This window comes from Lysinibacillus sphaericus, from assembly GCF_000600105.1.
GTDB lineage: Bacteria > Bacillota > Bacilli > Bacillales_A > Planococcaceae > Lysinibacillus > Lysinibacillus sphaericus.
The window spans coordinates 480,277-493,906 of sequence record NZ_CP006837.1; the positions used below are offsets into that span (position 1 = coordinate 480,277).

Annotated in this window: 11 protein-coding genes, 1 riboswitch and 1 other annotated feature; of the genes, 8 read left to right on the top strand and 3 right to left on the bottom strand. The window is 37.7% G+C overall.

The features are described 5' to 3' along the window. Window positions 1-179: 179 nt before the first annotated feature. A complete protein-coding gene (locus T479_RS02245; protein ID WP_025218548.1) occupies window positions 180-1,133 on the top strand; it encodes an L-threonine 3-dehydrogenase in 954 nt (317 codons plus the stop codon). 272 nt (window positions 1,134-1,405) lie between these two features. After that, a complete protein-coding gene (locus T479_RS02250) occupies window positions 1,406-3,031 on the top strand; it encodes a long-chain fatty acid--CoA ligase (protein WP_025218549.1) in 1,626 nt (541 codons plus the stop codon). 401 nt (window positions 3,032-3,432) lie between these two features. On the opposite strand, the gene trpB is transcribed toward T479_RS02250, so the two are convergent. Together trpB and T479_RS02260 are read right to left on the bottom strand one after the other, a co-directional pair. After that, window positions 3,433-4,608, bottom strand: coding sequence for a tryptophan synthase subunit beta (trpB, locus tag T479_RS02255; RefSeq protein WP_025218550.1), 1,176 nt, complete (start codon window positions 4,606-4,608; stop codon window positions 3,433-3,435). Between the two features lie 59 nt (window positions 4,609-4,667). Next, window positions 4,668-4,864, bottom strand: a binding site (T-box leader). Between the two features lie 135 nt (window positions 4,865-4,999). Continuing rightward, entirely contained in the window at window positions 5,000-5,482 is a 483-nt protein-coding gene (locus T479_RS02260; protein WP_024362817.1) for a QueT transporter family protein, read from the bottom strand. Window positions 5,483-5,488: 6 nt separating this feature from the next. Continuing rightward, a riboswitch (PreQ1 riboswitch) is annotated at window positions 5,489-5,533 on the bottom strand. Between the two features lie 283 nt (window positions 5,534-5,816). On the opposite strand from T479_RS02260, the gene T479_RS02265 reads away from it, so the two are divergent. The 6 genes from T479_RS02265 to T479_RS02290 all read left to right on the top strand — a co-directional run bounded on the left by T479_RS02265 (window position 5,817) and on the right by T479_RS02290 (window position 12,102). Then, a complete protein-coding gene (locus T479_RS02265) occupies window positions 5,817-6,488 on the top strand; it encodes a hypothetical protein (protein ID WP_025218551.1) in 672 nt (223 codons plus the stop codon). Window positions 6,489-6,534: 46 nt separating this feature from the next. Continuing rightward, a complete protein-coding gene (locus tag T479_RS02270) occupies window positions 6,535-7,050 on the top strand; it encodes a hypothetical protein (RefSeq protein WP_024362819.1) in 516 nt (171 codons plus the stop codon). Between the two features lie 466 nt (window positions 7,051-7,516). After that, window positions 7,517-8,539: an ABC transporter substrate-binding protein gene (locus T479_RS02275; protein WP_025218552.1), complete on the top strand. Its 1,023-nt coding sequence runs from the start codon at window positions 7,517-7,519 to the stop codon at window positions 8,537-8,539. A 226-nt stretch (window positions 8,540-8,765) separates the two neighbouring features. Continuing rightward, window positions 8,766-9,794: an ABC transporter permease gene (locus tag T479_RS02280; RefSeq protein WP_024362821.1), complete on the top strand. Its 1,029-nt coding sequence runs from the start codon at window positions 8,766-8,768 to the stop codon at window positions 9,792-9,794. Next, on the top strand, window positions 9,787-10,581 hold the full coding sequence (locus T479_RS02285; RefSeq protein WP_024362822.1) for an ABC transporter ATP-binding protein: 795 nt from the start codon (window positions 9,787-9,789) through the stop codon (window positions 10,579-10,581). The genes T479_RS02280 and T479_RS02285 overlap by 8 nt, the downstream gene beginning before the upstream one ends. Window positions 10,582-10,704: 123 nt before the next feature. Then, window positions 10,705-12,102 (top strand): right-handed parallel beta-helix repeat-containing protein, encoded by a 1,398-nt coding sequence (locus T479_RS02290; protein WP_025218553.1) that lies wholly within the window; start codon window positions 10,705-10,707, stop codon window positions 12,100-12,102. A gap of 193 nt (window positions 12,103-12,295) precedes the next feature. On the opposite strand, the gene ilvA is transcribed toward T479_RS02290, so the two are convergent. Continuing rightward, window positions 12,296-13,558: a threonine ammonia-lyase IlvA gene (gene ilvA / locus T479_RS02295; RefSeq protein WP_025218554.1), complete on the bottom strand. Its 1,263-nt coding sequence runs from the start codon at window positions 13,556-13,558 to the stop codon at window positions 12,296-12,298. Window positions 13,559-13,630 lie beyond the last annotated feature (72 nt).

Genomic DNA, 13,630 nt, shown 5'->3' on the forward strand with positions numbered 1-13,630 from the left:
CCATATACTGATAACAAGGAAATTTACGTCCTTTTTTGAAACTCGTATAGATTGTTGTTGTATTTTTTATATGAACACATTATAATGAAATGCATCAGAAGTGTTATTAAATCAATGTTTCAGTATAAAATATTGTACTCCTGAGAAGTACAATTGTTCATATGTGGAGGTTTGGAGAAATGGAAAAGATTATGGTTACAGGTGCTCTTGGTCAAATAGGCTCTGAGCTAGTAGAAAAACTTCGTAGTATTTATGGAGAGGACAATGTGTTAGCTACAGATATACGAAAGCTTGAACATACAAAGGGGCCATTCGAAGTGCTGGACGTGACGGATGGACAAAGGATGCATGATTTAGCTAAGGATTTTGGTGCAGATACGATGATGCATTTAGCTGCACTACTATCTGCAACTGCAGAAAGAAATCCATTGCTTGCTTGGAATTTAAACATGGGTGGTTTAATGAATGCATTAGAAGTGTCGCGTGAGTTGAAGTTACAATTTTTCACGCCGAGTTCTATTGGTGCATTCGGTCCAACAACACCTAAGGATGATACGCCACAAGATACATTACAGCGTCCAACAACGATGTATGGTGTAAATAAAGTCGCGGGAGAATTATTATGTGACTATTATTTCAATCGTTTTGGGGTAGATACACGTGGTGTACGCTTCCCAGGATTGATTTCTTATGTAACGCCTCCTGGCGGTGGTACAACGGATTATGCCGTAGAAATCTTCTATGAAGCGATTGAACAAGGGAAGTATACATCATATATTCAAGAAGGAACGTATATGGATATGATGTATATGCCAGATGCGTTACAAGCGATTGTGGATTTAATGGAGGCTGATAGTAGTAAACTAATTCATCGCAATGCATTTAATATTACTGCGATGAGCTTTGAACCATCACAAATTGCAGCCGAAATTAAAAAACATTTGCCACATTTCCGAATGGATTATAACGTCGATCCGATTCGTCAAGCAATTGCGGATAGTTGGCCAAATTCTATCAATGTTGATGCAGCCAAAAATGAATGGGGCTTTAAAGCAGAATATGATTTAGCCAAGATGACTATCGATATGTTGGAGAAATTAAAAATTAAACTGCAAAAGAAGGCTATTTCATAAAAATAAAAGCTTTTTCAAATGAAAATAAATTAACGCAGGTAAAGAGAAACGACATTGTTTTTCTTTACCTGTTTTTTGTTGACGTGGCACTATTCAATAAAAAACAGGATAGAAAAACAGAGTATAAAAAAGAAAATTTTTGGAATATATAGCATAATGATTAATTTTCTAATATAATCATATTCAGAATATTAATAGTATTCTGTTAAAGAATACATAGATGTTCTACAAGTGTTTGGGGGAATTCACTTAGAAGAAGGGATGGATGTAAAATGATGCAAACACCATTAGTATTAACAAACTTTTTTAAGCGAGCTGAGAGTTACTTCGCTAGAAAGACAATCGTGTCGCGTACAAGTGCACATAAAATTCACCGTTTAACATATGGAGAATGGGCGAAAAGGACGCGTCGTTTAGCAGATGCGCTGACAAAGCTGGGGATGGAAAAGGGGAAAAAGATTGGTTCCTTCGCGTGGAATCAGCATCGCCACTTAGAGGCGTATTTTGCAGTGCCATGTTCTGGTGCCATTTTGCATATGGTGAATATTCGCTTATCTGAAGAGCATTTAATTTATATCATTAACCATGCCGAGGATGAGATTTTAATGATTGATGTTGATTTGCTCCCTATCATAGAAAATATTGCTAGTGAGTTAAAAACAGTAAAACATTATATTATTATGACTGATGAAGAGACGTTACCAGAGACAACGTTACCGAATGCTTTATCCTATGAAGAATTATTAGCTGCTGCAGATGAAAACTTCGAATTTCCAGATGATTTAGAGGAAGAAGCACCTGCTGGTATGTGTTATACAAGTGCCACAACAGGAAATCCAAAAGGGGTGGTTTATTCACATCGTGGCTTAGTGTTACACAGTATGATGCTAAGTATGTCCGACTCCATGGGTATTTCAGAGCGCGATGTTGTGATGCCAATTGTGCCAATGTTTCATGCAAATGCTTGGGGGTTGCCATTTGCAAGTGTCAATGTCGGTGCAACCCAAGTACTGCCAGGGCCTCAATTTACTTCTGATTTGATTTTAGATTTAGTGGAGCAAGAAAAGGTGACATTGACTGCAGGTGTGCCGACCATTTGGATTGGAGCATTACAAGAGCAGGAGAAGCGTGAGCGAGATATCAGTTCGCTTCGCGCGATTTGTTGTGGTGGTTCAGCTTCACCAACACGTTTAATCCGTACGTTTGAAGAAAAATACGGTATTCCATACATCGTTGTTTATGGGATGACGGAGACAACGCCAATCGTTGCGTTATCAAATTATATGTCATGGATGGAAGAATGGCCGATTGAAAAACGTATTGAAGCTCGTGCTACGCAAGGAATGACAATGGCTGGGATTGAGTCAAGTATTATTAATGATCATGGAGAAGTGCCATGGGATGGTGAGACCATGGGCGAATTACGTTTACGTGGTCCGTGGATTTCACATGAATATTATCGAGATGAGCGTACAAAAGATGCCTATCGAGATGGCTGGTTATTTACAGGAGATATTGCGGTTCGTACGGCGGACGGCTTTATTAAAATTACTGACCGAACAAAAGACTTAATTAAATCTGGTGGTGAGTGGATTTCTTCTGTAGATTTGGAAAATGCACTAATGACGCATGATGCTATATTTGAAGCAGCAGTTATTGCAATTCCACATGCCAAATGGCAAGAACGTCCACTAGCCTGTGTCGTTTTAAAGGAAGGGATGGCAGCAACGGAAGAAGAATTGCTAGCATTTCTAGAAAGTCAATTTGCGAAATGGTGGGTGCCAGACGATATTGTCTTTTTAGATGAAATCCCAAAAACATCTGTAGGAAAGTTCTTAAAAGCTAAGTTACGTGACAATGTAGCGGAAATTTATCCGAAGCTAAATACGCTTGTGTAATTGAAAAACAGGCTGGGACATAACTAAAAAAAATTAAGGAACAGAGGAAAGGTGTTTGTAAATTTTTGCTATTATGGGAACTTAGCCATTCTTGCTTTTGCAAAAATAAAAAATTAGAAGTGTTCACTAGTTGTTGGTAACGAAGGCGGTGACTCCTGCTTAGAACGCACACACCGTAAGACGCTGTCATTCCGCGCATTAGCGAGGGTTGCGGATTACTGTGCTGAGCGGGACGCACCGCCGAAGCGGACAACAACTGCGCAGCAAAAAAGTGTTAGATTGACTGCCATCAATCTAACACTTTCTCTTTTGTCCAAGCCTGCTTTGTCTTTTTTATCGATATGATGCGAGTTGTGGCTTGCCATGTGCCCGCGGAACGCATCTGAATGTAAAAAAGTAATTTATAGTGTAGCTTTATTTTTTAACATATTGAATACTTGTTCAACGTCTTTATCTCCACGACCTGAGATATTAATAATAATACTTTCGTCAGGTGATAGTGTTGGTGCTAATTTTATAGCGTGTGCTACAGCATGCGAGCTCTCTAGCGCGGGGATAATTCCCTCCACTTTTGAAAGTACTTGGAATGCTTCTAGCACTTCGTCATTTGATACGATTACATATTCAGCGCGGCCAATTGTTTTTAAATAACTATGTTCAGGGCCAGCCCCAGGGTAGTCAAGACCAGCTGCAATTGAATATGTTGGTAATGGATTACCTTGTGCATCTTGCAATACTAAACATTTAAAACCATGCAATTCACCAGGAGTACCTTCATTTAATGTTGCTGCTTTTTCTGGTTCGATACCGATTAAACGAACGCCTTCATCGGCGATATATTCTGCAAATGCACCGATTGCATTACTACCGCCACCGACACATGCAAGAACTGCTGTAGGGAGTTTGCCTTCTTTTTCTAAAATTTGCTCACGACTCTCACGGCTAATCACTGATTGGAAATGTTTCACCATCGAAGGGAATGGATGCGGTCCTACTGCAGAGCCTAATAAATAGAAAGTTGTTTCATAGTTTTCTACTAAATCAGCAAATGCTTCGTCTACGGCATCTTTCAGACGACCTTGGCCTTTATCAACGGCAACAACTTTAGCACCTAATAACTCCATACGGAATACATTTAATGCTTGTCGTTTTGTATCTTCTAGTCCCATGTAGACTGTGCAATCCATGCCAAACATAGCGCAAGCAGTTGCTGTTGCAACACCGTGTTGACCTGCGCCCGTCTCAGCAATAACACGATTAGCGCCCATGCGTTTTGCAAGTAAAATTTGACCTAGTACATTATTGATTTTATGTGAACCAGTATGATTTAAATCTTCACGCTTTAAATAAATTTTAGCGCCGCCAAGTTGCTTCGTTAAATTTTCTGCAAAATACAGTGGCGATTTTCGGCCAATATATTCACGGAAATAATAGTCTAGTTCTTGATTAAACGCTTCATCATCTTTATATTTTTGGAAGTTCTCATCTAAAATATTTAATACATTTTGAAGCTCTTCAGGAACGAAGCTGCCTCCAAATTCACCAAAATATCCTTTTTGCTCTACTGCTGTACCCATCTGTTCTCGACTCCTCTATTCTAAATTTTCCATAAAAAAAGGTCACTCCAATCCTCTATAAAAAGGACGAGTAACCGTGGTGCCACCTTTATTCGCAAAAATGCGCGCTTGTACTCCTGTAACGGGGAGTTAGTTCGACCTTATTTTAGTAAGGCTGCTCCGAAGTCCATTCACAAGTCCATACTACTGATTTGCACCAACCATCAGCTCTCTAAAAGTACGATTGCTTGCTACTCCTCTTCTTCTACACATTTATTATTGAAAAATTTTAATATATTTTCAGAATAGTGTCAAGAAAAAGAAAAAATACTTTTGTAGCCTTAATTGTAAGAGGAAAAGCAGGGGGAGTGCGCCCGAAAGTAAAAAAAGACGAATCGAAAAGACTCGTCTATTAAATCATATTTTTGAAATTTAGGCGCTTGTTGAGCATATACATAATCGGTGCACCGACTGCTAATACAACAAATTCACCGGCTGCGACAGTTAACCATGTCCACAGGAATGGTAATTCTAATGCTAAGTTCAGCTCGAAGGCAATGATAAACATTGTGGATGTAAATAAAAATGTGTTTATGATTAAACGCGCCCATATATTTTGGACAAATTTACAAATCACAATTAACAAGCCAAGCGTAATCATTGTCTGTCCAACGCCAAACACTAAATCATAGGCACCAAGTGGTGAAAATAGATTTGAAATAAACACACCCATAATAATCCCAACGGCAAAGCGAGGGTTAAAGGCAACTAAATGATTAAAAATTTCCGATACGCGGAATTGCACCTCTGTAAAACCAAATGGTGCGACGAGCATTGTAACAGCAATATAGAGCGCGGCAATAATGCCACTTGCTGCTAAAAATTTCACTTTCATATTCATTTCTCCTTAGTTTTTTTTCGTGGGATGGTTACGAACCACGTAAAGCAAGTGCAATCATAGCAGTAATGGTGCGGGTTTGTAAATAGCTCTATGAAAAATAGATATAGCACGAATATTCGTAGTATTTCATCTTTTGTGTGGGATGTAAAAATTTCCTGTTTTTAAGGATAAAGAACGGGTGTACCGACAGAAAAAATGTCGGTTGAAATGTCGGTACTGTTCTCGATAAAATTAAATTAACTCGAGTATATTCAAATTTGCTATAGCAACCATTCAGAGGACTTAATAATTTTAAGATGAATTTGAAAAGGAAAAAGGGGTGCAAAGCATGATGAGGATACTTAAACTCACACTATTTCTTTTGATTTTTTTTCCATTAGTTGATTCGGATGTAAAGGCTAATGATGAAACTAATTCAAACATAATTAAAATATTAGATGGGAAAAATATGAGTGAGGAAGAGTTGGATGCAATCTTAAACTCAGGTGAAGAATTTACGATAGAACTAACTGATGAACAAGTAGCTGAACATTATGCAGAAATAAAAGGTGTTTCTTTAGACGAAGCTTACCAGGCAATGTCAGATAGTTTAGCACAAGCTAAGCCAAGAGCAAGGTCTGTTACATCAAATCCGTCTTGTGGATGGTTAGCTACAAGTACACCAGTAACAATTCCAAATAGATCATATAAACCAATTCTTCTTGTGTATGTGAATGTGTGCCGTGGTGGTGCGCAATATATAGATACAAATACGAAACCACTTCTTCAAGAGTTTCGTGCAAACCCAATATCTTTTCAAGGTACAATAGTAGTTGAATTATACAATGGTCACTTTTATTATACAGTGAATGGAAATTTTTATGAATCTACATCAACTACACATACAGGCACTGCTGGAGTCACTACAGTTTTTAGTGCTACTTATTCAGTTGCCTCAACTAGTAATTATTATGCATCGTTAACAATCTTAAGGACAAAACGGGATGTGTTAGGTTATTAGATAGGATAAAGTAAAATGATATTATCCGTAACTGGAGGGATGTCGTTTGAAGAAAATTGCATCTTTGCTTATCTGGGTTTTAATCTGTCTCGTTGGGTGTAACAATACAGAATTTGGCATTTACCAAGGGCGGGATTTAAAAATTGGGGTAATTGGGGCGATTCCAGAAGTAAGGGAAGAAAATATAGATTTTCAAGATATTACTTTTGAGAAGTTAAAAAATAATACGGAATCCCTATCTAAAGAGCTAGATGCCATTATGATTATGAAAGAATTTTTACATGAAGCAGATGATGACCAATATGTAGCTGCTTATAGGTCGTTAAAAATTCCTACATTTTTTATGCAATCGACTAAAGTACATGTACCATTTGTCAATGAAGGTGTTCAGTATGATGATATTATTGATGTTGACCCTGCTAATTTCGCAACAGGGTTTCTCGATTTAGGAACTGATGAGAAAATTAAAGAACATACATGGAGATATAAGTTGGAAAAGAAACAGAATATTCAAGATGTTTACTCGCGAATTTTTGCTACTATTGAATCTGTAAGTAGTTAATTAAATGGCGCAGTGAAGGCAAGACGTGCACTCAATGCAAGATGAGGACACCTCTCATCCTTGCTGCTTACGGTGTGCCCCCGGAAAGCACCATCCGAAGTGGACATCAACGATATAGTAAAAAAGCGTTAGATTGACTGCGGTCAATTTAACGCTTTTCTCTTTTGTCCCAAATTCTATTATGCTCTTATCGATTTTTGGATTATGAAGGCAACCTTTAACTTTCGAAAAATTGCCATACAATTATTATTATATTACAAAAGAATTATAAATTAAGAAATGTAGTAGTTTAGCGGTTTAAAGCGACAAATTAAGTGAAAAAGTAAAATATTTTGTCAAATTTAAAAGTCAGAACATTCATAATGTTGTTGACGAATAGCGATAATAACGATAATATAGCGATACATTCACACTTTGCTCGAGTGAAGTGTGATAGATAATAGAGTATTAGTCGGGGGGATTATTTGTGAAGCGCAATATGAAACAGCTTTCGTTCCTATTATTTGGATTATTATTATTGCTTGCTGCTTGTGGTAGCGGTAGTTCTAGTTCATCAGATGCAAAAGGTGACGAAAAAAATAGTGCAAGTGAGAGCGGTAGTGTAGATCAAAAAACATATAAAATCGGGATTACTCAAATTGTAGAGCATCCATCTTTAAATGCTGCAACAGAAGGGTTCAAAAAAGCGATTGAGGATTCTGGCTTAAAAGTGGAATATGATGCACAAATTGCACAAGGTGATAACAGCTTAAATACAACAATTGCCAATAACCTAGTAAGTGCAAACGTAGATTTAATTTTTGCTAACTCTACACCTTCTGCACAAGCAGCAGCTACGGCAACGGGCGATATTCCAATTATCTTTACTTCTGTGACAGATGCAGTGGGCGCTCAGTTAATTGAGTCGATGGACAAACCAGGGAAAAATGTAACGGGAACAATTGATTTACATCCTGATACGATTTCTAAAACGGTAGCATTATTAAAAGAACTTGGCGCTAAAAACGTCGGTATGGTTTACAATGCTGGTGAGCAAAATTCAGTAGCACAAGTAACAGAAGTGAAAAAAGTGATGGCTGAACAAGGTCTTGAAGTAAAAGAGGCTTCAGCTGCAACTTCAGCGGATGTTAAACAAGCGGCTGAATCGTTAATTGGTAAAGTAGAGGCTTTTTATATTATTACGGATAATACAGTTGTTTCTGCATTAGAATCTGTTATTGATGTAGCAAAAGCAAATAAATTACCGCTTATTGTTGGTGAGCTTGATTCTGTAGAACGTGGTGGCTTAGCTGCATACGGCTTTGAGTACTATGATATCGGCTATGAAGCTGGTCAAATGGCTGTCAAAATCTTAAAGGGTGAAGCAACACCTGCTGATACACCAGCTCAATATCCACAAAACTTAAAATTAGTAGTGAACAAAAAAGTTGCTGATGAATTAGGGATTGAAATTAAAGATTCTTGGGGCGCAGAGCTTTTAGAAAAATAATGCATATGTCATGTTACATTTGAGCTGAAGCGGGGGAGAACTATCCCCGCTTTCTCTTCATTTTAACTTGTTCAAGCAGACAATCTTTACGTTTATCAATAAGAGATTTGAGTTCCAAGTAAATTTTACAGATTTTAAGAGAAGCTTTTGAACAAGCTAGATAACATCTTGGCGCAATGACGGCTCGGTATAATTGATACGATAATTTTTAGGAGATGATTCAACAATGTTTACAGCAATATTTGGCTCAGTGGAGCAAGGAATCATCTATGCAATTATGGCACTCGGTGTTTACTTAACATTCCGTGTGTTAGACTTTCCGGATTTAACGGTTGATGGAAGCTTTGTAACAGGGGCGGCTACGGCAGCAACAATGATTCTGCTTGGCTACCACCCAATCTTAGCGACTTTAGTGGCAATTGTTGCTGGATTTATTGCAGGATGTATGACAGGAATTCTTCACACAAAAGGGAAGATTAATCCGCTATTATCAGGGATTTTAATGATGATTGCCTTGTATTCGCTTAACTTACGCATCATGGGGTTAACTGCAGAAAATACGATAGGTCGTCCGAATATTCCATTATTAAACTCTGAAACCTTGTTTTCAAAGTTTCAAACATTTTGGAGTAATTTAGGTATCGATGCGGCATTAAATAACGTATTAAAAAGCATCGGCATTCAGCAAGTACCGTCAACTTGGGGTACGTTGATTGTAGTTTTACTCATCACGATTTTAATTAAATTTATTGCGGACTGGTTCTTAAAAACAGAAGTCGGGCTAGCTATTCGAGCAACAGGTGATAATAAACGTATGATTCGTAGTTTCTCTGCGAATACAGATACGCTTATTATTCTTGGTCTTGGTCTTTCGAATGCACTTGTCGCATTTTCTGGAGCTTTAATCGCACAATATTCGAAGTTTTCGGATGTTAGTATGGGGATCGGTATGATTGTTATCGGTCTTGCTTCGGTTATTATAGGGGAAGCCATCTTTGGTACAAAAACAATTATGCGTACTACATTGGCTGTAATCGCTGGTGCTATTATTTACCGCATTATTTTAGCGTTAGCATTGCGCGTCGATTTCCTTGATTCAGGTGATATGAAACTCATTACGGCTATTATTGTTATTTTAGCGCTTGTCGTTCCTCAGTTTGTCGAAAAAAACAAAGAGCGAAAGCGCAAAGCAAAACGGGCAGCAGAACGTTCGCAAGTGAAAACGGTAGAGCAGGGAGGAAAAGGCCTTGCTTAAATTAGACGGCATTAATAAAATTTTTAATGAAGGTACACCCGATGAGAAAATTGCACTCGCTGAAATAAACTTACATTTAAAACCAGGCGATTTTGTTACAATTATCGGCAGTAATGGTGCGGGTAAATCTACGATGATGAATATGATTTCTGGTGCGTTAACACCAGACTTTGGTTCCGTATTAATAGACGGTAATAATGTCACAAGTTTGCCAGAATATAAACGGTCTCATTTCATTGGTCGCGTGTTTCAGGACCCAATGGCGGGAACAGCACCGACTATGACGATTGAAGAAAACTTAGCACTTGCGTATTCAAGAAACAAAAGTCGCGGTCTACGTATTGGCGTTGATAAGAAACGTCGACAATTTTTTAAGGAATCATTAGAAATGCTAGGGTTAAACTTAGAAAGTCGCTTATCCGCAAAGGTTGGCTTGCTTTCGGGCGGTGAGCGTCAGGCATTATCACTGTTAATGGCTACGTTTACGAAGCCATCCATTCTATTGCTAGATGAGCATACCGCAGCGCTTGACCCTTCGCGTGCGGAGCTTATTACGCGTATTACGAAGCATTTAGTTGAAAAGGACAATCTTACGACGCTAATGGTCACGCACAATATGCAACAAGCATTGGATTTAGGAAACCGTCTTATTATGATGGATAAAGGTCAGATTATCTTGGAGGTCGGCGAGGATCGCAAACATGAACTGACAATTCCTGATTTAATGGCTGAATTCGAACGCATTCGCGGTGAAAAAATGAATTCTGACCGTGCATTGCTAGGTTAATGATTAAACGTCCATACATAGGTATGGGCGTTTTTTATTGTGCTAGTGAAAATTCTGAATTGTTTTGGTGCCTGTTACTTGTATTATTTAAGTTATGAAATATATTCAATAAGGAATGATTTAATGAAAAAATTTTATTTTATCCTCTTGGTAGCAGTTGCTATGGTGATTGTCTTTGTTTTAAACAATAATGAAAATAAGCAGGATCAAGTTATTTACGTTGCGACAAATGGACATGATGATAATGTTGGTACAAAATCAAAGCCATTTCGCACATTAAAAAAAGCGGCTTTAGAAGCAAGCGCCGGTACTACCGTCCTCATACGAAAAGGATATTATCATGAAAAACTTGTCGTAAAACATAGTGGCACCAAGTCAAAGCCAATTACATTTAAAGCCTACAACAAGGAAAAGGTTGTTCTGAGTGGAAAGGACTTGAAGGATGTTGAAGAGGATGTAGCCTTAGTGGTGATAAATAATAAAAATTACGTGACCATCAGTGGACTAACTATCCAGGATTTATCTACTGATTTAGCAGGCGAAACAATAATGGGGATTTATGTAACAGGTTCTAGTAGCCATATTACACTAGACAATAATCATGTGCAGCGCATTGAAACCCATGCAGATGATGGGAATGGCCATGGGATTGCTATATACGGGACTGGCACAATGAAAGATATAAATATTTCAAATAATACGTTGGAAGACTTGAAACTAGGGGCAAGTGAATCTCTTGTTCTAAATGGCAATATTGACGTTTTTAAAGTAGAAAATAATATAGTTCGCCGTAGTGATAATATCGGAATTGACCTAATTGGTTATGAAGGCATTTCAAATGATAAAAAAGAGGACTTTGTACGGAATGGCATCGTAAAGAATAATATAGTTTATGAAATATCCTCTTATGGCAATCCAGCTTATGGGGAGGATTATGCTGCTGGCGGAATTTATGTAGATGGTGGCAAAAATATAACCATTGAAAAGAATACCGTTTATAAAAGTGATATTGGAATAGAAGCAACTTCTGAGCATGCTAAAAAATACGCTGATAACATTAAAATAATAAACAATATTATTTATGAAAACTTTTACACTGGGATATCGATTGGTGGGTATGATGAAAATCGGGGAGGTACGATTAATTCTACTATCTCTAAAAATATTCTTTATCGAAATGACACGAAGGGGCTAGATGGGGGACAGCTATTATTACAATATGATACAAAAAACAATGTGATAGAAAGAAATGTTTTAACCGCTGGACCATCGCGGATTTTTATCTCCAACTATTTTACAGCCAATCAAAAAAATAAACTCCAAAAGAATGTATTCCATAAAGAAAAAGGAGAAACAGGTATTTGGATATGGAAAGAGAAAGAATATACATCTTTTCCTAAATTTCAAAAAGCCTCAAAAAGTGATGAGAAGTCTAGCTATATAGATCCGAAATATCAAAATGCAAACAAATATGATTTTAGGTTAAAAGAGGATTCTCTTGCAAGAAAAATTGTATTTTGATTTTGTATTCTAGGACTCGTATTGTTCTTATTTGTTTTGTGGGTCTATGCTACTGTTAATAATTCCATGCTATAATCTAGGGAGCTTCGTTATGTCAGAATTCAGAATTGTTTGAGTGCCTGGCACTTATAAAAAATAGCGTACTAGAACTATTTCTAGTGCGCTATTTTCCTTTTAGTAGTCCTAAAAGACTTTATACGAGTAGGCCAAATAATTGGATGTCGTTATTTACTTCTTTGTAGTTGAAACCAAACTCTTTCATGCGTTTTAACAATCCTTCATAATCATCGCGATTGCCTAGCTCGATACCCACTAATGCAGGACCACTCTCTTTATTGTTTTTCTTCGTATATTCAAAAGTTGTAATATCATCATTTGGTCCAAGGACGCTTGTTAGGAATTGACGAAGTGCACCTGCACGTTGAGGGAAACTTACGATAAAGTAGTATAGTAATCCTTCGTGAATTAAAGATTTCTCTTTAATCTCTTGCATACGCCCAATATCGTTATTACCACCACTAATAATAACTACAACAGATTTGCCTTTAATCTCTTCTTTATAACTGTCAAGAGCAGCAACTGATAATGCGCCAGCGGGTTCAGCTATAATCGCGTGTTTATTGTATAAATCTAATATGGTTGTACATACTTTTCCTTCGGGAACAAGCACGATATCGTCTAAATAACGGCGACAAACATCATAAGTGTGGTGACCGACGCATTTTACGGCAGCACCGTCAACGAATTTGTCAATCCAATCGAGTGCCACTGCGCCACCTTCTGCAAATGCAGCTTTCATACTGCCTGCACCGGCTGGCTCTACACCGATAATTTTACTGTTTGGGGAAAGGTTTTTCACATAAGCTGAAACACCTGACATTAATCCACCGCCGCCAATACTTCCGAAAACATAGTCGATTGGTTCTTCCATGTCATTCATAATTTCAACAGCAACTGTGCCTTGTCCAGCGATGACGTCAAAATCGTCGAATGGGTGGATAAAAATTTTACTTTGTTCTTCGCAGTAGGCCATTGCACTTTCAGCAGCATCATCAAACGTATCTCCTGCTAAAATAATTTCAGCGTAATCACGGCCAAACATACGCACTTGGTCGATTTTTTGTTTTGGGGTTGTTTGAGGCATGAAGATGCTCGCTTGAATTTTTAACTGTGCGCAGGCATAAGCAACACCTTGTGCATGATTTCCCGCACTGGCACAGACAACGCCGTTAATGCGTGCTTCTTCCTCGATTTTTTTAATTTTATAGTAAGCACCGCGAAGTTTAAATGAGCGAACATGCTGTAAATCCTCACGTTTGAAATAAATATTAGCTCCGTATTTCTCTGATAAATAATCGTTTTTCTGTAGTGGCGTATGCACGACTACATCTTTTAAAAAGTGATGTGCAATTAAGATACTCTCTACTTGCACTGTTTTAGTGTCAGCAACTTCCATAGTATTCATCCTCCGTTTTACGTGTAAAACATTCATCTATGATAGCATATTTTTTTCGATTTTTGTTATAAA